The sequence below is a fragment of the Ercella succinigenes genome (assembly GCF_900002895.1).
In genome coordinates this window covers 33,171-55,087 of the sequence record NZ_CDHP01000071.1, presented here as the reverse complement: position 1 = coordinate 55,087, position 21,917 = coordinate 33,171, and the positions used below count along the sequence as shown (strand labels likewise).

Annotated in this window: 18 protein-coding genes; 16 read left to right on the top strand and 2 right to left on the bottom strand. The window is 39.5% G+C overall.

From position 1 onward, the window contains the following. Positions 1–84 precede the first annotated feature (84 nt). The 11 genes from AC0KSB_RS14550 (at position 85) to fba (ending at position 15,371) form a co-directional block, all read left to right on the top strand. On the top strand, positions 85–1,431 hold the full coding sequence (locus AC0KSB_RS14550) for a glucose-6-phosphate isomerase (protein WP_472310479.1): 1,347 nt from the start codon (positions 85–87) through the stop codon (positions 1,429–1,431). Positions 1,432–1,434: 3 nt separating this feature from the next. Further along, on the top strand, positions 1,435–3,303 hold the full coding sequence (locus tag AC0KSB_RS14545; protein WP_472310478.1) for a TIGR03960 family B12-binding radical SAM protein: 1,869 nt from the start codon (positions 1,435–1,437) through the stop codon (positions 3,301–3,303). Beyond that, positions 3,296–3,952 (top strand): TIGR03936 family radical SAM-associated protein, encoded by a 657-nt coding sequence (locus tag AC0KSB_RS14540; RefSeq protein WP_472310477.1) that lies wholly within the window; start codon positions 3,296–3,298, stop codon positions 3,950–3,952. The genes AC0KSB_RS14545 and AC0KSB_RS14540 overlap by 8 nt, the downstream gene beginning before the upstream one ends. After that, a complete protein-coding gene (locus AC0KSB_RS14535; RefSeq protein WP_472310476.1) occupies positions 3,945–5,054 on the top strand; it encodes a ribonuclease E/G in 1,110 nt (369 codons plus the stop codon). The genes AC0KSB_RS14540 and AC0KSB_RS14535 overlap by 8 nt, the downstream gene beginning before the upstream one ends. Positions 5,055–5,203: 149 nt before the next feature. Further along, on the top strand, positions 5,204–7,549 hold the full coding sequence (locus AC0KSB_RS14530) for an anaerobic ribonucleoside triphosphate reductase (RefSeq protein ID WP_472310475.1): 2,346 nt from the start codon (positions 5,204–5,206) through the stop codon (positions 7,547–7,549). Between the two features lie 8 nt (positions 7,550–7,557). After that, the gene (nrdG, locus tag AC0KSB_RS14525) at positions 7,558–8,061 is read left to right on the top strand and encodes an anaerobic ribonucleoside-triphosphate reductase activating protein (RefSeq protein ID WP_472310474.1); all 504 of its coding nucleotides are present in this window, start codon (positions 7,558–7,560) and stop codon (positions 8,059–8,061) included. Between the two features lie 88 nt (positions 8,062–8,149). Next, positions 8,150–10,288 carry a sialate O-acetylesterase gene (locus AC0KSB_RS14520; RefSeq protein ID WP_472310473.1) on the top strand — a complete coding sequence of 713 codons (2,139 nt, stop codon included), beginning with the start codon at positions 8,150–8,152 and terminating at the stop codon, positions 10,286–10,288. 143 nt (positions 10,289–10,431) lie between these two features. Further along, positions 10,432–10,695: a hypothetical protein gene (locus AC0KSB_RS14515; RefSeq protein ID WP_472310472.1), complete on the top strand. Its 264-nt coding sequence runs from the start codon at positions 10,432–10,434 to the stop codon at positions 10,693–10,695. A 43-nt stretch (positions 10,696–10,738) separates the two neighbouring features. Next, positions 10,739–13,405 carry a valine--tRNA ligase gene (locus tag AC0KSB_RS14510; protein ID WP_472310471.1) on the top strand — a complete coding sequence of 889 codons (2,667 nt, stop codon included), beginning with the start codon at positions 10,739–10,741 and terminating at the stop codon, positions 13,403–13,405. Then, positions 13,405–14,226, top strand: coding sequence for an SDR family oxidoreductase (locus AC0KSB_RS14505; RefSeq protein WP_472310470.1), 822 nt, complete (start codon positions 13,405–13,407; stop codon positions 14,224–14,226). Before AC0KSB_RS14510 ends, AC0KSB_RS14505 begins: the two co-directional genes overlap by 1 nt. Before the next feature lie 209 nt (positions 14,227–14,435). Further along, positions 14,436–15,371 (top strand): class II fructose-1,6-bisphosphate aldolase, encoded by a 936-nt coding sequence (gene fba, locus AC0KSB_RS14500; protein ID WP_472310469.1) that lies wholly within the window; start codon positions 14,436–14,438, stop codon positions 15,369–15,371. A gap of 89 nt (positions 15,372–15,460) precedes the next feature. Here the strand turns inward: fba and AC0KSB_RS14495 are convergent, their stop codons facing one another. Next, complete coding sequence (locus AC0KSB_RS14495; RefSeq protein ID WP_472310468.1) at positions 15,461–16,201, bottom strand: class D sortase; 741 nt, start codon at positions 16,199–16,201, stop codon at positions 15,461–15,463. Continuing rightward, a complete protein-coding gene (locus tag AC0KSB_RS14490; protein WP_472310467.1) occupies positions 16,188–16,709 on the bottom strand; it encodes an acyl-CoA thioesterase in 522 nt (173 codons plus the stop codon). Before AC0KSB_RS14490 ends, AC0KSB_RS14495 begins: the two co-directional genes overlap by 14 nt. 165 nt (positions 16,710–16,874) lie before the next feature. Here AC0KSB_RS14490 and AC0KSB_RS14485 point away from each other — a divergent pair, with 165 nt between their 5' ends. From AC0KSB_RS14485 to AC0KSB_RS14465, 5 genes are all read left to right on the top strand, one after another. Next, complete coding sequence (locus AC0KSB_RS14485; protein ID WP_472310466.1) at positions 16,875–18,665, top strand: ASKHA domain-containing protein; 1,791 nt, start codon at positions 16,875–16,877, stop codon at positions 18,663–18,665. A gap of 72 nt (positions 18,666–18,737) precedes the next feature. Continuing rightward, complete coding sequence (locus tag AC0KSB_RS14480; RefSeq protein ID WP_472310465.1) at positions 18,738–19,388, top strand: 5-formyltetrahydrofolate cyclo-ligase; 651 nt, start codon at positions 18,738–18,740, stop codon at positions 19,386–19,388. A 44-nt stretch (positions 19,389–19,432) separates the two neighbouring features. Further along, the gene (locus tag AC0KSB_RS14475) at positions 19,433–20,164 is read left to right on the top strand and encodes an MBL fold metallo-hydrolase (protein WP_472310464.1); all 732 of its coding nucleotides are present in this window, start codon (positions 19,433–19,435) and stop codon (positions 20,162–20,164) included. Positions 20,165–20,243: 79 nt separating this feature from the next. Then, positions 20,244–20,534: an ACT domain-containing protein gene (locus AC0KSB_RS14470; protein WP_472310463.1), complete on the top strand. Its 291-nt coding sequence runs from the start codon at positions 20,244–20,246 to the stop codon at positions 20,532–20,534. Positions 20,535–20,555: 21 nt separating this feature from the next. After that, entirely contained in the window at positions 20,556–21,914 is a 1,359-nt protein-coding gene (locus tag AC0KSB_RS14465) for a DUF711 family protein (protein ID WP_472310462.1), read from the top strand. Positions 21,915–21,917 lie beyond the last annotated feature (3 nt).

Genomic DNA, 21,917 nt, shown 5'->3' with positions numbered 1-21,917 from the left:
GTGGTGCAAAGTCTCTTGCACTGCCAGATATCATGATTTATACTACTTTGGAATGATTTTAACAGCAAATCGGAGGAAAAAGATATGCTTAAATTTGATGAATCAAATGCTCTTTCTTTTGTCAGAAAAGAAGAAATGGAAAATATGACTCCTCAACTTGTTCTGGCTCATAAACAACTAACCCAAAAAAATGGTCCGGGAAATGACTTTCTGGGCTGGCTTGATTTGCCAGTAAAATATGATAAAGATGAATTTTCCAGAATTCGTAAAGCTGCTGCCAAAATACGCAAGGATAGTGAATTTCTGATTGTTATAGGTATTGGCGGCTCTTATCTCGGTGCAAGAGCTGCTATTGAGCTTTTAACAAATTCTTTTCAAAATATGTTGCCTAAACGTCAGCGCAAAGCACCAATAGTTATTTTTGCCGGCAATAGTATAAGTTCAACTTATCTGGCAGATCTTTTTGACCTGATAGAAGGAAAAGATATTTCTGTGAATGTTATTTCTAAATCAGGGACTACAACTGAGCCGGCGGTGGCTTTCAGAATATTTAAATCCTATATGGAAAAGAAATATGGCAAAGAAGAGGCACGCGGCCGCATATATGCGACTACAGATCGTGAGAAAGGTGCTCTCAAAAAACTGGCTGATGAAGAAAAATACGAAACATTTGTTGTGCCTGATGATGTAGGAGGACGATATTCTGTATTGACAGCGGTGGGTCTTTTGCCCATAGCTGCAGCCGGTATTGATATCCGCGAAATCATGCGTGGTGCCAAAGAAGGAATGAAACAGTGGCGCAATCCAGATCCTGCTAATAATGATTGCTACCGCTATGCTATGATGCGGAATATTCTACTGCGTAAAGGCTATGGAGTAGAAATAATGGTCAACTATGAACCTTGTTTCCATTACATGACAGAATGGTGGAAACAGCTTTACGGAGAGAGTGAAGGTAAAGACGGCAGAGGTATTTTCCCTGCTGGTGTTGATAATTCAGCCGATCTACATTCAATGGGGCAGTATATACAAGATGGAAACAGGTTCCTGTTTGAAACTGTTATCCAGGTGGAAAATGCCAGACGCCCTATGCAAATACCCGATGACCCTGAAAATCTTGATGGCTTGAACTTCCTTTCAGGTATGGATATGAATGAGGTTAATCATAAAGCTGCGCAGGGAACTATTTTGGCTCATATCGATGGTGGAGTGCCTAATCTTGTGCTTAATGTACCTGAGCTAACACCGTACTATTTTGGGCAAATGGTATACTTTTTTGAAAAAGCCTGTGGTATCAGCGGATATCTACTGGCTGTTAATCCATTTGATCAGCCCGGTGTAGAAGATTATAAAAAGAATATGTTTGCTTTGCTTGGCAAACCTGGTTTTGAAACTCGCAAAGCCGAGTTGGAGAAACGTCTGAAAGGATAAAAAATGAACACAGTTAATTTACCTCGTCATTTGCTGCGCTCAGTCAGCAAACCAGCGCGCTATGTTGGCGGTGAATGGAACAGTGTGCAAAAGATTGTGCCGGAGGTCTCTTCAGAGGCTGTCCGGCCTTTTGTACGCTTTGCTTTCTGTTTCCCTGATATTTATGAAATAGGCATGTCTAATCTTGCATTGAGAATACTCTATGACAGATTAAATAAAAATGAACTTACCTGGTGTGAGAGAGTTTTTTATCCTGCACTTGATATGGTAGACCGGATGCGGGAGCTAGATATTCCGCTTTTTGCCCTCGAATCTCATTCTCCCCTAACTGATTTTGACATGATAGGATTTACTCTGCAATACGAGATGTGCTATACAACGGTGCTTGATATGCTTGATCTTGGCGGCATTGCCCAGTACACAAAAGACCGGACTGATGCAGATCCGTTTATAATTGCCGGTGGTCCTGTTGTTTATAACATAGAACCAATGGCTGATTTTTTTGATATTGTTCTAATTGGTGAGGGTGAAGAACTTTTACCCGAAGTGGTTGAATGTTATCGGTCATGGAAAGAAAAAGGAGGCAAAGTACGACAGGATTTTTTGCAGTTAGTAGCAAAAATAGACGGTGTTTACGTGCCTTCCTTTTACAATGTTGAATACAATGAGGATGGCACTATCAGCCGCACATATCCTAATCACGTTGGTATAAAAGAAAAGGTTAGAAAAAGAATTGAAATTGATCTTAATAAAACAGCTTTCCCGACTGATAGTCTGGTTCCGAATATGGAAATCGTGCATGATCGGATTTTTCTTGAACTTTTTCGTGGCTGTACCAGAGGCTGCCGTTTCTGCCAGGCTGGAATGATCTATAGGCCTGTTAGAGAAAGATCGGCGGAAGTCTTGCTCGAACAGGCAAAGTTGATGGAGCGCAATACAGGATATGATGAAATAGGTATGCTTTCATTATCAACAAGTGATTATAGTCAGCTTGGCACTCTGACAGACGATCTTCTGACTGAGATGACACCAAATCATACAAGTATTTCTTTACCTTCTTTGCGTCTCGATTCATTTAATCTGGGATTGATGCAAAAGGCTGCAAGAACGCGTAAAGGCGGTCTTACATTTGCTCCTGAGGCAGGTTCTCAGCGACTAAGGGATGTTATCAATAAGCAGATTAGTCAGGAAGATTTAATATCTGCCATGAAGCTTGCCTTTGAAGGCGGTTGGAGCGGAGCAAAGCTTTATTTTATGCTAGGTCTGCCAACCGAAACTTTAGATGATGTGACAGGTATTGCTGACCTTGCAGCTTCGATCGAACAATTATACAGGGAACTACCAAGAGAGAAACGTGGACGAAGGTTAGAACTGACGGTCAGCACCTCATTTTTTATTCCCAAACCTTTTACCCCCTTTCAATGGTCGGGGCAGATGCCTCAGGATAGGCTTAAAGAGCATCAGCGTCATTTACGTGGACTGATCAGAAGCCGCAGCATAAAATATCAGTGGCATGAATTTGCTACATCGTGGATAGAAGCTATGTTGGCAAGAGGTGACCGCAGACTTGGCAAAGTCCTCCACCTGGTCTGGAGCCGTGGTTCAAGATTAGATGCCTGGGATGAAAATTTTGAATTAGATCGCTGGCTTGACAGTTTGCAGGATTGTGGTCTTGACATTGATTTTTATACTACTCGTGAAAGAAGCCAAGATGAAATACTTCCCTGGGATCATATTGACTGTGGTGTAAGCAAGGATTTTTTATGGCAAGAATATCAAAGAGCTTTGTCGGGAGAAATTACACCTGCCTGTCATGATGCCTGTATGGATTGCGGTGCAAGCTGTTTTGGAGGAGGTATCTGCTTTGAGTGAGACAAATGAAACTTTTGTATACCGGCTTACCTTTAGTCGTGAAGGTGCAGCAATATGGCTTGGACATCTTGATATGATGCGAACCTTTGAGCGTTCTATCCGCCGTGCCGGCATATCAGTCCTCTGGAGTCAAGGTTATAATCCCAGACCTCAAATGGTATTTGCTTTGCCAATAAGTGTGGGGTTGGCTGCAAAAGGTGATTTTCTCGATATATATTGTGTGGAAAAGTTTGACGAACAGGCTTTATTAAACTTGCTTAATAGCAATTTGCCGAAAGGTTTAATTGTAAATAAAGCCAGCCTCATAGTTCCTGATAAGCAAAGCTTGATGAGTCTGGTATGTGCTGCCAGATACAAGATAGAAGCAGAGGATATTTGTAAAGCTGCTCAAGTTGTTTTGAAAGGTGACAAACCACTGGAAACGGAAAAAACCAGGAAAGGAAAGACTTCGATTATTGATATCAGGCCATTGCTTATAGACTGGTCTTGTAATGGTGATTCGCAACTGGAAATTATGGTAAAAGCTGGTAGCAGCCAGAACCTAAGACCGGATATTTTATTGCAGCTGCTTGTGGAACAAGGCGGTTTGCCGGAATTGGAAGCTGCTGATGCCATGATAACCAGACAGGAGCTGATCTTAAGTGAATAAATACCTTGAGACTCCTTTAAGAGATATAATTATTTATCCGAATAATCTTGATCCGAATAATTATTACTGTGTTTTACTGGAAAATGGAAAGGCTGTTGAGTACTTATGCTCTGCTGAAACACCTGATCAGCCAAACGAAAAATATATCTGGAAGGAACAGGATATAATTCTGACAAAAATATCAAGAATAGTGCCGGCATTGGAATGTGCTTTTGTTGATTTAGGTCAGAAATATGAGGGGATGCTGCCTTTGCGACTTGCTCCCGATAATGTGAAAGCCGGCCAGCTGCAGATCGTTCAGGTAAGAAGACTGACAGCTGCTGGAAAAGGCTGCCAGCTTACGGCTAAGCCTCAGCTGCCAGGGTTTTATGCCGTATATCGTCCTTTTGAGAAAAGACATCTTAAAAGGAGTAAGCTTTATTTGCAACCAGAACAACAGCGCAATCAGATTTTCAGCGCAGAGCTGGATAATCTTGCTGATATGTGGTACAGTCTTCAGGCGGAAAAAAATGAAGGTGGAAAACTGCCTCGTCTTTTAGCCCGATTTCAAGATCCGCTTGAACAGGCATTAAGAGATTGGGCCGGAGGAAATCTCAGATCAATACAAGTGGAAGGGATGGATCTTTTTTCCAAAGTTGAATTATTACTGGAAAAACATCCGGGAGATTGGAAAAATGTTATGCGTATCCATCCTGTGAATTCAGGGTTTGGATTGAAAGATGTACATCGCCTGAATGATCTAAGAGAAACTGTCGAGAAAAAAAGAATCTGGCTGAAAAATGGTGGCATAATAGTTTTTGATCAGACAGAAGCTTTGCTGGTGATTGATGTTAACAGTGGCAAAGCTGTTACACGTAAAAATAAACGCCAGACACTTCTGGAAACTAATATGTTGGCGGCAGAGGAAATAGCAAGACAATTAAGATTAAGAAAGTACCAGGGCATAGTTATAATTGATTTCATAAGGTTGGCTGAAAAAGAAGATCAAGAGAAGCTGCTTGTTTTTTTTAACAATATACTTGATCATGACAATGCACGTCTGCAAAAAGGCGGGTTTACAGAATTAGGGCTGTATGAATTAACCCGCAGTTTGAAAAAATAAAAAATTTATATTGATAATTTGGTTTTTTCTCTTGACGATATAATTCAATAAATATAGAATTATACAAGATGTTGTTTTATGCCACAGTTAATACACTATATGTTGTAGCTGTGGTTTTATATTGTTAGGGTTTATGGAGGAATAGTAATATGATTACCAGAGTTGTAAAACGTGATGGCAGACCGGCTTCATTTAATATTGAAAAAATAGCAAATGCAATATATAAAGCTCTTGAGGCAGCTGATGAAAATACGGAACATTCATCTGTTCAAAGCAGACATATGCTTAGTATGGATCTTGCTGCCAGAGTAGCGGAGTATCTTTCGCTAACTGCCGAATCAATTCCTCACATAGAAGAAATTCAAGATATGGTTGAAAAAGTTTTGATGGAAGCAGGATTCCCCGATACTGCCAAAAAATTCATTCTTTACCGCTCCGAGAGGACTCGTGTTAGAGAAATGAATACAAGATTGATGCAAACCTATCATGACATAACTAATAATGATTCCAGACAAAGTGACGTCAAGCGTGAAAATGCAAATATAGATGGAGATACAGCTATGGGAACCATGCTCAAATATGGTTCCGAAGGGGCTAAAATGTATTATCAGATGTTCATGCTAAAGCCTGAACATAATCAAGCTCATCAGGAAGGCGATATTCATATTCATGATCTGGATTTCTACTCGCTGACGATGACATGTTGTCAGATAGATCTTATAACGCTTTTTGACGGTGGTTTCTCAACAGGCCATGGTCATCTGCGTGAACCTCGCGATATTCGCAGCTATGCTGCTCTTGCCTGTATAGCAATACAGTCTAATCAGAATGATATGCATGGGGGACAATCTATTGTAAATTTTGATTATGCAATGGCAAGAGGGATAATCTGCACTTATAAAAAGATTTATAGAAAAAACCTGGTGACCGCTCTTGCTTTGCTTGCTGATTTTAACGAAGCAGAGAATCTGGCAGACGAAATATTAACTAAAATACATGACATGAGTGGTTGCAGACCTGCTCTTGAGCAATCAGATGCTTTTGATAAGGCTCAAAAAACAATAATCAGTCAATATATTTCAGATCCTGTTTTAGCAGAACGTGTTATCAAATTTGTTGTTGAACGCAGTTACGAAGAAACAGATGCAGCTACATATCAGGCGATGGAAGCTCTGATACATAATCTGAATTCTATGCATAGCCGGGCTGGTGCACAGACACCTTTCAGTTCGTTAAACTATGGGATGGATACATCGGCTGAAGCAAAAATGGCTATACGTAATCTGTTGCTGGCAACAGAAGCCGGTTTGGGAAATGGAGAAACTGCCATTTTTCCTATACAAATTTTCCGTGTGAAAAAGGGTGTCAATTACTATAAAGAAGATCCTAATTATGATTTGTTTCAGCTTGCCTGCCGTTGCAGTGCCAAAAGAATGTTCCCTAATTTTGCTTTTCAGGATGCATCTTTTAATCTTAAATATTATGATCCCAAACGTGTAGAAACGGAAATTGCCTATATGGGCTGCCGTACTAGAGTCGTTGCCAATACTTTTGATACTTCAAGAGAAATTACTTATAATCGTGGCAATTTAAGTTTTACATCTCTTAATCTGCCACGCTGTGCAATCATGGCAAAAGGTGATTTGAATAAATTTTACAGTAGACTTGATAAAATGATGGAACTTGTTTCCGATCAACTGCTCGAACGTTTTGAAGTGCAGGCAAGAAAGCATGTTTATAACTTCCCGTTCCTGATGGGCCAGGGCTTGTGGATAGATTCTCAGAAGCTTAAGTGGGAAGATGAAATCAGAGAAGTTATTAAGCATGGTACATTGTCAATTGGCTTCATAGGTTTGGCAGAAGCTTTAACTGCACTTACCGGAAAACATCATGGTCAGGATGATCAGTCTCAGCAGCTTGGTCTAGAGATAATAGCACATATGCGTGCTTTCTGTGATGAAAAAAGCAGACAGACAGGTCTTAATTTTTCTTTGCTCGGTACACCTGCCGAAGGTCTTTCAGGAAGATTTTTGCGCATAGACAGAAAACGCTTCGGAAAAATCGATGGAATCACCGATAAACCATATTATACCAATAGCTTCCATGTGCCTGTACGTTTTGAAATCAGTGCTTTTGATAAAATACGAATTGAAGCACCTTATCATAGTCTTGCAAATGCCGGTCATATTTCATATGTTGAACTGGATGGTGATATAACACAGAATATGGAGGCTTTTGAGAAAGTAATACGTCATATGGCTGAAAATGATATTGGCTACGGTGCAATAAATCATCCAATAGATAGAGATCCTGTTTGCGGATACAATGGAATTATAGGCGATACCTGTCCTGCCTGTGGCCGTGAGGACAGTGAAGATGAGCCTTTTGAAAGAATAAGACGAATAACAGGTTACCTGGTTGGTACTCTTGATAGATTTAATAATGCTAAAAAGTCAGAAGAAAATGACCGGGCAAAACACGGTCTTAAAAACTGAGAACTAAAATGACTTTTCGCTTATTTGGTATTATGAAAGAATCAATTACGGATGGCCCTGGCATAAGATATGCAATTTTTGCCCAGGGCTGTCCTCATTTTTGCTTTGGCTGCCACAATCCTGAGAGCCATGATTTCCGAGGTGGTTTTGAACAGGAACTATCTGAACTGGAAAAAGAAATTAAGTCTAATCCTTTGCTTGATGGTGTTACTTTCAGTGGCGGAGAACCTTTTATGCAGGCAGAGGAATTTGCTGAACTGGCTAAAAGAGTTCGTTCCGAAACTATAAATATTATCTGTTATTCAGGATATACTTTTGAAGAAATTCTTGAACAGTCACCAGAAAGATCCGGCTGGAAAGATTTGCTTGAGAATATAGATATACTGATTGATGGTAGATTTGAGCTTAATCAGCGTTCTTTAAATTTGCGGTTTCGCGGTTCGATGAATCAACGAGCGATTGATGTTCCTGCCTCATTAAAACAAGAACAGGTTGTCTTATATCAGTTATAACCTTGATAGAGCTGTCTGCAAGCGTTATAATGTGCTGTGAACTGTAAGTTTTATTCAGCTGACGGCTGAAATCCTCAAGGAGTCTGCCATGGCAAAACAGCTCAGATTATCACCATTGATTGGCAGTGGTATGGTTATTCAACAGCAATTATCTTTTTTGCTGATGGGATTTTGCCGTGCTGACGCAAAAATCAGTGCCAGATTAGAAAGAAGTCCCTTTGATGGCCGCTCTGTTTCCTCACTAGACAAAGAATATGGTTGTGTTTTTGAGGAACAAATCAAGGCAGATTCTAACGGTCATTTTTCTTTTGAATTACCGGCAATGGAAGCGTCCTTTGATCCTTATACTCTTTTTGTAAAATCAGGTAGAGAAGAGGTTATTGTTAGAAATATTCTTGTGGGCGAAGTTTGGGTTATGGCTGGACAATCAGATATGAGTGTCAAACTTGCTGAAGGTTTCTCTCCGGAAGAGCTTGGTAATCTTGCAGGGCATCAGTATATAAGTTTTCTCGTTCAGTCAGAAGATGGCCTTGATAAAAAAAATAATCAGTACAGTCCACAGCCTCTGGATAAGCCTGTGAATTCACATTGGATTAGTGGTGATTATTTGTCTGAAATTGGTAAAGTCACTGCGCTTTCTTTTTATTTTGCCAAGGATCTGGTAAATGTCTTGAGATTGCCTGTTGCTGTTATAGAGACTGCCATGTGCGGAACTTATATACACTCTTGGATATCAAGACCGTCTATAGATGCACATGAACATATACGTCAAAAAATTGAAAATTATGGTTTTTATAGGGACGATAATACTTGGCATATGGCAGGTGATTGGGGTTGTTATCTTCCTGGTGCACTATATAATCACAAAATAGCCCCGTTGTCTGGTATTGGTATTCGTGGAATAATCTGGCATCAGGGTGGTAAAGATCGTGCTAATGCAGAATATTACAGGTCTGCCATGAAATACCTTATGCAGGACTGGCAATCTGTTTTCAGGATTCCTGCAGCTTCTCCCAAGAGCCAGATCAGAGGAACTGAAATGGCTGAGACAAATGTCGATGGCTCAGAAATGCCGGAAAATTGCGCCTGGATTTGTTTACAACATCTTCCGGCTGCCTATAAGGATGACGACAGTGGTTATGATCTTGCTCTTTATAATGAAGCTTTGGCGCAGATCAGGCATCAGGTTAAAAATCCTTGTTCTATTCTGCCTGTATATGATTTATACGCTGAAACAAAGAATAAAATCCAAAACAGTTTTTCCGAAAAATTTCCTGTTGATATAAAAGCGGCAGCAGGTAAAATAAAACAAATAGCATCCGGACTGCTTTATCATAGAAAAGCGTCTTTAAGCTCTCCTGAGTGCACCGGCATAGAGCTTGTGGGCGGGAAAATGCTTCTTAGTTTTGATCATACTGCCGAAGGGCTGAGACTTGCTTCCCAGGAAGGACGTTTGCGTGGTTTTTCAATCTGCGGTGAGGATAGAATTTTCCGGGAAGCACAGGCAAAAATATTATATGGTGTAAGAGTTATGGTATGGCATGATCAAATTCCAAGGCCTAAAGCTGTAACTTACGGGTTTAGCAGTATGAATCATGCCGCTAATCTGATAAACAGTGAGCATCTTCCTGTTATGCCTTTCAGATCAGATAGAAAAAAATCTGAATACTATCTGCCAGCGGAGTGGATACATTGTGATCGACTTACAGATTGGGCTTGTGATATTAAGTTTGATGATTCTGAGCGTTGCAAAAACAGTCGTATTCCTCAGCGCTTGCCTGTATGGGAAGTGAAAAAAGGAAATGCTGAATTATCACTTGAAACGGCAAATAAGCAGCACGGTGATGCTTCAATTATGGTCAGATATCCTATAATTGATGATTGTATAGAAATTTCTCCTTGCCTTGAATATGAATCATTATTTCCTCCTTTTAATCTGACAAATTGTCGTTTTATAAATCTGGAAATTTTTAACCCCGACAGGCAGATGAAAAAAATCTGGTTGAAAATTGCTATGAGTGAGAATCCTGATGAGGCTTTCATCAGCAGTGAAAAAATTGTCATGGCAGCATTACGATGGCAGGAATTTTCTTTTGATCTTAATCAGATAATACAGGTACCAGATAAAACTAAATATCTGTACAGCTTTTCGATTTGTGTCAAAGATGGGAAAAGCAGCGGTTCTGTGAATATTGACCACATTCAGTTTCTTGCCAATGATAAATAAATTGTGTAAAATACATGCAGGAAACTGGTGATATTACGGAAGTATAGGCTTTCGTCCAGTTATGTTTGTTAAGCATATCTGGGTGGAAGCTTTTTGTTATAAGCTACGATCAATACTGTGGAAAAGATTGGAAGGATTACAAAATGAATGAAACAATTGAACTGATCTTAAAAATAGCAGGTCTTATCATTGCGGCAGTTGGCGTTTTTGTAGTATTTGCGGCTCCTAAAATAGTTGATAAAAAGGGTCTGGCAGAAAAAAAAGAAGACGATCCCAGATTAACTGCTAATATGACAGATGAGGAAAAAATAAAATTTAAGCGTCAGGCCGCTATTGTGGATGTTAAACTACGTGGTCTTTTGATTGCCGCACCAGGTTTTATAATGATTCTAATAGCTTTTCGTTAGAGTCTTTAACTGATATATTAATCACTTTACGGGAGGGAATATTATGGCGAAAATAGATGCCATTGCCAAGGCTTTTGAGCCAGCCGAAGCTGAAAACAGAATATATTGTAATTGGGAGCAGGAAGGTCTTTTTACTCCTGCTGTCGATCCGGATAAGGAATCCTATACTATTGTAATACCACCACCCAATATTACCGGACAGCTCCATATGGGTCATGCTTTGGACAATACTTTGCAGGATATTCTTATTAGAGCCAAAAGAATGCAGGGATTTTCAGCATTATGGCTGCCGGGAACAGATCATGCATCTATTGCCACAGAAGCTAAAATTGTAGAGAAGATGAAATCGGAAGGTGTCAGCAAAGAAGATCTTGGTCGTGAAGGTTTTCTTGAAAGAGCTTGGGAATGGAAAAAAGAATATGGCGGACGTATTATAGAACAGCTTAAAAGGCTTGGGTCTTCCTGTGACTGGAGCCGTGAGCGTTTTACTATGGACGAGGGCTTATCTGAAGCTGTACAGGAAGTTTTTATACGACTTTATAAAAAAGATTTGATTTATCGTGGCGAAAGAATAATTAACTGGTGTCCTCACTGTCTGACATCAATATCAGATGCAGAAGTAGAGTATCAGGACAAGCAGGGTCATTTCTGGCATTTGCGCTATCCGTTGGCGGATGGCAGCGGTTATCTGCATCTGGCTACAACAAGACCGGAAACCATGCTTGGTGATACAGCCGTCGCTGTTCATCCGGAAGATGAACGATTCCTTGATATGATCGGCAAAAATGTTATTTTGCCTCTGGTTGGACGTGAAATTCCAATTATAGCAGATACTTATGTTGATAAAGATTTTGGAACAGGTGTTGTTAAGATCACTCCTGCCCATGATCCCAATGATTTTGAGGTAGGTTTAAGACATGATCTGCCTGTAATCAACGTAATGACTGAAAATGCCTGTATCAATGAAGAAGGCGGCAGATATGCCGGGCTGACAAGAGAAGAAGCAAGAAAGAAAATTGTAGCAGATCTTGAGGCTGAAGGTTATCTTGATAAAACTGAGGCGCATCAGCACAATGTTGGCGCCTGCTATCGTTGTAATACTATAGTTGAACCACGTGTATCTTTCCAATGGTTTGTAAAAATGAAACCTTTGGCTGAACCTGCTATTGAAGCTGTAAAAAAAGGTGATACTCGTTTTGTACCGGAGCGTTTTGATAAAACATATTTCAACTGGATGGAGAATATACGTGACTGGTGTATTTCAAGGCAGTTATGGTGGGGGCATCGTATTCCTGCATATTATTGCAACAGCTGTGGCAAAATTATGGTAGATAGGGAAATGCCTGATATTTGTCCAGATTGTGGCAGTACTTCTTTTACCCAGGATGAAGATACTCTGGATACCTGGTTCTCATCAGCTCTTTGGCCTTTTTCCACATTGGGCTGGCCGAATAAAACAGAAGATCTGAAATATTTTTATCCGACAAGTGTGCTTGTAACAGGTTATGACATTATTTTCTTCTGGGTGGCCAGAATGATTTTCTCGGGTCTGGAACATACTGGTGAGACACCATTTCATACTGTGTTTATTCACGGTATAGTCCGTGATAGTGAAGGACGCAAAATGTCAAAATCTCTTGGTAATGGTATAGATCCTCTGGAGATAATAGATAAGTATGGAGCCGATGCTTTGCGATATGCTCTTGTAAACGGTAATGCACCTGGCAATGATCAACGTTTTCAGGAAGATAAAATTGAAGCCGGACGCAATTTCATTAACAAGATATGGAATGCTTTTCGTTTTGTTGTCATGAATTTTGACGATGAAATGGATATTAATTTTGATAATCTGGATATAGCTGATTTAACTTTGGAAGATAAATGGATATTAACCAGATTACAGCAGCTAGAGCGCGAGGTAAGACATAATCTTGATAAATATGAACTAGGAGTTGCACTGGCAAAAATATACAGCTTCCTTTGGGAAGAATATTGTGATTGGTATATAGAGATGTGCAAAGCCAGACTGGCAGATAAAGGAAGTCATGGACGTAAAGTTGCACAGACTGTTCTAAATCATGTTCTTATGCAAGCTATGAAAATACTGCACCCCTTCATGCCTTTTGTTACAGAAGAAATTTATAATAATCTTGAGAATACTGAAGGTTCAATTATGGTGAGCAGTTGGCCGGAATGTGATGAGAAGCTTATTTTTGCCGAGGACGCAAAAAAGATGACTATTCTCATGCAGGCGATACGCGGCATCCGTAATATCAGGACAGATATGCAGGTTCCTTTCAGTCGCAAAATAAATCTGATTGTTGTTTCTGAAGATCAAGCTATTCATAATATGTTCCAAGAAAGTCTTGCCTTTCTGCAGAAACTTGCAGGAGTACAGGGGCTGGAAATCAGACAAAGCAAACAAGGTATACCTGTTACTGCTGTTACCACACTGTTTGCCGGTGGTGAAATTTTTATCCCACTTGAAGATCTGATAGATATTTCCAAAGAAATTGAAAGATTAAATAAAGAAAAACAAAATTTAAGTAATGAACTTGATCGTGTTTCTAAAAAACTTGGCAATGAAAAATTTGTTAGCAAGGCTCCAGAACAGGTTATTCAAGCTGAACGTGATAAAATGTCTCGTTATGAAGCAATGTATAAGAGTACTGTAGAACGTCTGGAAATATTAACAAAGCAGGAGATGTGATGGGTGACTTAATATCTGCAGCAAATAATTTGCCCGCAACCAAATTTGCTTTTGCCGGCAAGACTGTTCTGATCACAGGTGGAGCTCAGGGAATAGGTAGATGTCTTTCTCAGAGCTTTGCTGCTTGCGATGCCAGAGTAATTATCTTTGATATAAATGAACAAGCTGCTTTAGAAACTGTGAATTTGATTGAAAAAGCAGGCAAAGGCAGTGTTATTTATAAAAATGTAGATTTGGCTGATGAAAAAAGCATAAATTTAGCGGTTGAGCAGCTTTTTCCTGTTCTGGACGAATCAGGACTTGATGTACTGGTAAATAATGCCGCTATTGCAGATGCGCATAATTCACATTTATACAGTTCGGATATTTCCGGATTCGATCGTGTTATATCCATTAATTTGCGTGCTCCTTTTGTAATGAGTAAAATCCTTGCTTGCTGGCTGATTAAGGCAAAAGGCAATATTATTAATATTGCTTCTACCAGAGCTTTTATGTCAGAACCAGAGACTGAGGGTTATAGCTCCAGTAAAGGTGGAATTGTATCTCTGACACATTCAATGGCGATGACTCTGGGCGGCAATAATGTCCGGGTAAATTGCATAAGCCCTGGCTGGATAACAACTGATTCCTGGCAACAGGGATCACCTGATCCAATTGAATATTCAAAAGAAGATCATACCCAGCACCCGGCAGGCCGAATAGGGGTTCCGGCGGATATAGCAGCAGCATGCTTGTTTCTGGCTTCTGAGGATGCAGGCTTTATAACAGGTGTCAATTTGACGGTAGATGGCGGTATGACACATAAAATGATCTACAAATAAGCGGAAAAAATATACCTTTTAGCTAAATTAGTTGACGTCTTTACGTTTCACCAATACAATAGTAATGGTTCGTCTTTCATTTGAATCTGCATTTGTCTGTATGCATAAATTATGTATAGAGCTATGGAATACATTGGTTTGATTGATTTTTGAAAGAAGACGAGCTGAGAATAATATCGTGATTCAATAACATAAAGGAGATGAACATTATGCCACTCGTAAACACAAAGGAAATGTTTAAGAAAGCTTATGAAGGCGGATATGCTATCGGTGCTTTCAATGTCAACAACATGGAGATTATCCAGGGAATCACAGAAGCTGCAAAGGGTCTTAATTCACCTTTGATTCTGCAGGTTTCGTCAGGTGCAAGAAAGTATGCTAATCATACATATCTGACAAAGCTCGTTGAAGCAGCTATAATCGAAACAGATCTGCCGATCGCACTTCACCTTGACCATGGTGATACTTTCGAACTGTGCAAAAGCTGTATAGACGGTGGTTTTACATCTGTTATGATTGACGGTTCACATCATGATTACGAAGAAAATGTAAAGCTGACAAAAAAGGTTGTAGAATATGCTCATGATAAGGGTGTAGTTGTTGAAGCTGAACTTGGCCGTCTGGCTGGTATCGAAGATGACGTAAATGTTTCTTCAGAAGATGCTTCATATACAGATCCTGCTCAGGTATACGATTTTGTAACACGTACAGGCTGTGACTCTTTGGCAATCGCTATTGGTACAAGTCATGGTGCTTTCAAATTCAAACCAGGACAGAAACCACAGTTGCGTTTTGATATTCTTGAAGAAATCGAGAAAAAACTGCCTGGTTTCCCAATTGTTTTACATGGCGCAAGCTCAGTAATCCCTGAATATGTTGAAATGATCAACACTTTTGGTGGTAATATGCCTGATGCTATCGGTATTCCTGAGGAAATGCTCCGTCAGGCTGCTAAAATGGCAGTTTGTAAAATTAATATTGACTCAGACTTACGTCTGGCAATGACAGGAACAATCCGTAAATATTTTGCAGAAAATCCTGGACATTTTGATCCTCGTCAATATCTGTCTCCAGCACGTACCGCTATCAAGGGTATGGTTGAGCACAAGATCAAAACAGTTCTTGGCTGCGACGGTAAGATCTGATTATCTTAACTGATAAAAGAATTTAATAAAAAAGCGATGTCTTAAATTATTAGACATCGCTTTTTTTCTTATAGACTCTCAATTTTAGTTTAGATTTCTTCTGTATTTATTAATTTGCCATGAACAAGAAGACGATGAGAAGCAACACGAACAGGATGGCATGTTACCAGCAGTATTCTGCTCTCGCCCATGGTGTTTTCGTTAAAAGCTTCTATCAGTTCCTGAGGTTCAATTATACTTATTCTGTCAACCTCATAAGTATATCTATGAGTTTTATTTTCTATAACCACCGTATCACCTTGTTCAACTTCGCCAAGTCGATTGAAATGACGGCCATAATCATACATTCTATGTCCCAAATATATACTAAGACCGGGCTCTCCGGCTGGTGCACTATAGCTGTAATGACCAATTGCTACACGCAGATTATATTTGGTTGAACCTTCTGCGACTGGCATGTTTACACCTATTTTATCAATAATGATGCGCCCTATTGCCTTGACAACGATAACCTCCGGCTCTTCTTCCTCGACATGACCGGGTACATCATATTCTCCCTCATTATCATCAAAATACTCAACGTCCTCGCCCGGCACTTCCCAATCACTTGCATTAAAGGTTATTGTACCATCGCCTTCGTCAAATGCTTCCTGCAGTTGATCGCTCAGTCTGTCTTGCTGCCAGTGTACATACATTGGTTTTACAATTAAATAAATGCCTATAACAGCAATGATGATAATTATTATATCAAGAAAAATAACAATCGGCTTTTTGGGCTGTCTTTCCTTGATCGGATTTGGTATTGGTTTATCTCTCTTAAATATTGACATTCTGCTCATCTCCTCTGTCCGATGTATTATCTGCACCAAGTTTTAATGCGAGATCTTGTAATGCTGTTGCTTCTTCTCTAAGCTTTAACCTGAATGATCTTCTTAAAGAAGCATTTTCATACTCTTTTTGTTGCAGCGGATTAAGTGGTACAAAAGGATTAACCTTCTGAGGTTGATTATCATCATTAACTGCAACAAACACGAGATAGGCTCTGTTTACATGCTGCTTTTCCATATTCAAATGTTCGACAAAAGTGTCTACTCTTACTTCCAATGATGTTTTACCTGTCCAGGTTACCTCAGCCTCCAGCACGACAGTATCATTCATTTTTACCGGTTTTATAAATTCAAGAGGATCGACCGCTGCCAGCGTTACATCGCAACAGGCATGCCTACGTGCCTCTACCGCTGCTGTTATATCAATCCATTCCATTAATTTGCCGCCAAAAAGTCTTTTTGCACCGTTAACATGTGATGCCATAACAATTTGTACCTGAGTAGTTCGCAAAAAAACCACCTCCATCAATTCATTTTAGCAAATCCCATTATTTTTGTATCCCTTAAAAGGTGTATTCAGACAAAAAAGTAACAGACATAACAAAAATGTTTCAGTTTTTGTTTTGTTTATGAGATATTATGTTAATGATCTATAAAGTGAAGGAGCGATATTGCGATGAAAATAAATATAACAGGTGAAGGTATTAATATAAGTCATGATTTTATAGAGTCTGTAAATCTGCTGAATCTATTACAGCAGTACGATATAAAGATTAATGCTCCTTGTGGTGGCAAAGGTACATGTGGCAAATGTACGGTTGAGATTGAACATTTGGGAAAAGTGCTGGCATGCAAGACAAATATTTCCGAAGACTGGCTGATAGAAAACGGATTTAATGATAAGCAATTATCAGAAATAAATATTAGAATACCTGAACAGAGCAAAGCTCGTATTTCCACAGAAGGGATTATGCCTGAGATAGAATGTATTCCTCTTTTATGCAAAGGCATTTACTTCCACCAACCGGCAACCATTGAAGATCAAAGAGCAGATGATCGCAGATTTGAAGAAAACACAGGGACAAAACTTCCTTTTGCCTTATATGCAGAAATGTCTGATAAAATCCATAATAGAGTTCAGGAAATTGCTTTTTTGTTTAGACGTGACAAAAAAGAAGTTGTTAAACTGATTACCGGCATTAGTAATCCCCAAATTATTGGTATGGCTATCGATATAGGAACAACAACGCTTGCATCTTATTTATATGATCTTGAAACAGGGGAAAGGCTGGCAATGACCTCCATGCTTAATCCTCAGAGAAATTACGGTGCTGATGTAATTAGCCGTATTGAACAGATAGATAATGATATTTCAGCTCTAAAAGCAATGCAAATGAGTATTTTTAAGGCTATCTGTGAGATGTCTGCCAATATGAAAAACAAATCAGGTTTAACTGCATCAGATATTCAAACTATTTGTATAAGCGGCAATACGACTATGATGCATATACTGACCGGATTGAATCCGAGTGCAATAGCAAGATCACCTTTTATTCCTGTGAGTATATCAGAACAAATAATAAAAGCTTCTGAGATAGGTTTTAATATTGATAATGATCCGATTTGCATTATAATGCCATCTATTTCAGCCTATGTCGGGGCAGATATTACGGCAGGAATTCTTGCTTGCCAGTTATTCCCTCCTAATGGCAAAAAACAGCTTCTGCTTGATATAGGTACAAACGGTGAGATTGTTCTTTCAACTCCGGATGGATTGACAGCCTGTTCAACTGCTGCGGGACCTGCTTTTGAGGCAGCCAATATTAGCTGTGGTATGAGTGGATCTGCAGGCGCTATTGAGCATGTTGATTACAAATCAGGGCAACTAACATGCTCTGTAATAGAAGGTAATCAGGCAGCGGTGAAAGGCATCTGCGGTTCCGGTCTTGTCTCGGCAATTGCTATGATGCTGAAAACCGGAATAATTGATGAAACAGGACGCTTTAACGATGAGCCTGAAACGCTTGATCCCGTTCTTGCGGAAAGACTATCTGAATATGATGATCAAATGAGATTTTATCTCGATAAACCTTCAGGCGATATCTATATCAGTCAGAAAGATATAAGAGAGCTACAAAATGCCAAAGCCGCCATAGCTGCCGGTGTGGAACGCCTTCTTGGCAAAGCTGGAATAAAAAGCAATGAACTTGATGAAATTTTGATTGCCGGAGGATTCGGAAATTATTTAAGACCACAGGATGCTTTTGCAATAGGCCTTTTGCCGGAGGGACTTGAGGATAGAACAAAAACAGCTGGAAATACTTCTGCAATGGGTGCAATAGCATGTCTTCTTAATGATCAGTTTCGAATCAAAGCAACAGAAGCAGCTGAAAATGTCAGATACTATGAATTATCTTCAGATCCTGAATTTACCGATCTTTATATAGATGCTATGATTTTCCCATAGAAACAAACTTGTTGCTGTTTTTCACCAGTGATACAATATAGGTGAATTTTTAAAAATGATCAGGGTGAAAAAGTGGAAAAAAAAGAATTAAGAGAACTTATGAATAGTTGGCGTATATCTCAATCAGATGAGTTGATTTCAACGCAATCAAAAGAGATAGGACGACACTTGCTTAAATATTTAGATGATATTTATAGTCAGAAATTCTTTTCCGATTATTCAGTTAAAAGAAGCAGCCCTACAATAGGTTTATATAATGCCTTCAGAAATGAAGTAGATCTTTCCTGCATATGGAAGGATCTTTTGCATAGGGAATTTCGTCTTGCATTCCCTAAGATAATAAATTCTGACTGTAATAACCAGAATTTCAGTGAGTATACCAAAAGAGATTCTGAAATGGTTTTTGTTGTGGCACCGGAAAATGCCGACAAACTGGCAAACTGGTTCAAACCTGGACTTTTTGGAGTTATGGAACCACCTTTGGAAGAAAATACAGAATTAGCAAATCCAGATATAATTATTTTGCCAGGACTGGCTTTTGACAGAGCCAAAAACAGGCTTGGCTGGGGAAAAGGTTTCTATGATCAATATCTGGCAATATGTAAAAACAAACCTTTAGCACTTGCTGCTGCTTTATCAGATCAAGTTATTGATTTTGTCCCCCATGATGATAATGATCAGCCTGCTGACGGGATAATAACACCTGATGGTTTGTTGTGGTAAAATATATCTAAGTGTAACATTTTTCATGGAACGGAGGTAATTTTATGAAAGTTACTGTTTTGGGAAATTCCGGTGGCTTTCCAGCTGCCGGTGGAGCTACTTCAGGATATTTACTGGAAATAGAAGGACATCATGTACTTATTGACTGTGGCAGCGGTGTTCTTGCAAATATGTTTAAACTGATAGATATATCTAAACTTGATGCAGTTATTATCACACATCTGCATAATGACCATATCAGTGATGTAGATGTACTTAAGTATGCGATAGATCTTTCACGCAAATATGGTGTCGAAAAAGACCCTGTACCCATGTTTGCCCCTTCTTCACCTGTGGCAATTGCCGATACTCTTCAAAGTGAAGGTAATCTTATTATAGGACAGATAAAAGATGGAACTACTATGAATCTTTACGGTGCCAAGCTGCAAGCCATAAAGATGGATCATCCTATAGAAACATATGGTTTGAGAATAGAGCATGAGAATAGAATATTTGCTTATACGGCTGATTCAATTCCTTGCGAAGCTCTTGACAAATTATTGTTTAATGCTGATTTGGCAATTATGGATGCCGGTACGCTTGAAAGATACCGTAAACCTGTTATGATGCATATGACAGCAGCGGAATGTGCTGAGATTGCAAGAAAAAATAAAGTAGGCAGACTGCTGCTTACACATTTTCTACCTTTGATAGATAAGAAAGAACTCCTGACTGAAGCACAGACTGTCTGGCCGGAGACTGAATTATCTGAATTAATGATTGAATATGAAGTTTGATTATTTCTCTGGTCATATAGCAGGAAAAGAAGTAAAATGTCATCAGTAATTTAAATAAATATTTTGAGGAGATTTTGTAATGAATTCACAAAATAAAAAACAAACAGCTGTCATTACAGTTGTAGGTCATGACCGGGTTGGCATAATCGCTTCGGTTTCAAATTTGCTGGCTGAAGCTGGCGTCAATATAAATGATATTTCTCAAACGATTCTTCAGAATGTATTTACAATGATAATGCTGGTTGATCTGACAGAAATGAAAGCTGATATTAAGCAGCTGGCGGATCAGCTTGATGATCTGGGAAAAGAACTGGAAATATCCATTAGAGTGCAGCATACAGATATTTTTGATGCAATGCATCGTATATGAAGGGATCGGTCATAAAAGCTTATGTTCAATGAATTTGAAATATTGGAAACTATTCGCATGTTTCAGGAACAGCATCTTGATGTACGTACAATCACAATGGGTATATCTCTTATGGATTGTGCTACTTCAGATAGTGAGAAAACATGCCAGAGAATATATGATAAAATTTGCCGTAAGGCAGAAAAACTTGTTCAGACAGGAGAAGATATAAGCAGGGAATATGGTATTCCTATTATTCATAAGAGAATTTCCGTTACACCGATTTCTTTGGTAGCTGCTTCTGGAAATACAAAAAACTACACTTGTTATGCAAAAGCTCTTGATCATGCCGCCGCTCAGGTGGGGGTAAATTTTATAGGCGGTTTTTCTGCATTGGTGCAGAAGGGCTATTCTGATAGCGATAATGCATTACTTAACTCAATTCCTGAAGCACTTGCCACAACCGATCTGGTCTGCTCTTCTGTTAATCTTGCTACCAGTCGTGTAGGTATAAATATGGACGCTGTAAGAGATATGGGTGAAATAATACTTAAAACAGCTAATCTTACAGCCGATAGAGATGCTCTTGGCTGCTGCAAGCTGGTAGTTTTTGCCAATGCCCCTGAAGATAATCCCTTTATGGCAGGAGCTTTTCTGGGCCCGGGAGAACCGGAATGTGTGATAAATGTCGGTGTTAGCGGTCCTGGAGTAATCAAAAACGCACTGGAAACAGTCAGAGGCGAGAATTTGGGAAGGGTGGCTGAAACGATAAAAAAAGCTGCTTTTAAGATTACCCGCGTCGGTCAGCTGGTGGCACAAGAGGCCTCACGACGCCTGGACGTTCCTTTCGGTATAATTGATCTTTCTCTAGCCCCCACTCCTGTTGTAGGTGATTCTATAGCAAGAATACTGGAAGAATTTGGATTGGAAACTTGTGGTGCATGGGGAACAACTGCTGCATTGGCAATGCTTAATGACGCTGTTAAAAAAGGTGGAACCATGGCTTCTTCTTTTGTAGGTGGACTAAGTGGAGCTTTTATACCTGTTAGTGAAGATGAGGGAATGATAGCGGCTGTAGAATCTGGTTCATTATCACTTGAGAAGCTTGAGGCTATGACTTGTGTTTGCTCGGTCGGAATAGATATGGTGGCAATACCTGGTGATACTCCTGCATCTACCATATCTGGAATTATTGCTGACGAAATGGCTGTCGGAACTTTTAACAATAAAACAACAGCCGTAAGAATTATCCCTGTACCGGGCAAAACGGTTGGTGATTCGGTATCTTATGGCGGACTGCTTGGATCAGCTCCGATAATGTCTGTAAATAAGGCATCTCCGGCAGAATTTATTGCTCGTGGCGGTCGTATTCCTGCACCTATACATAGCATGAGGAATTAGAAA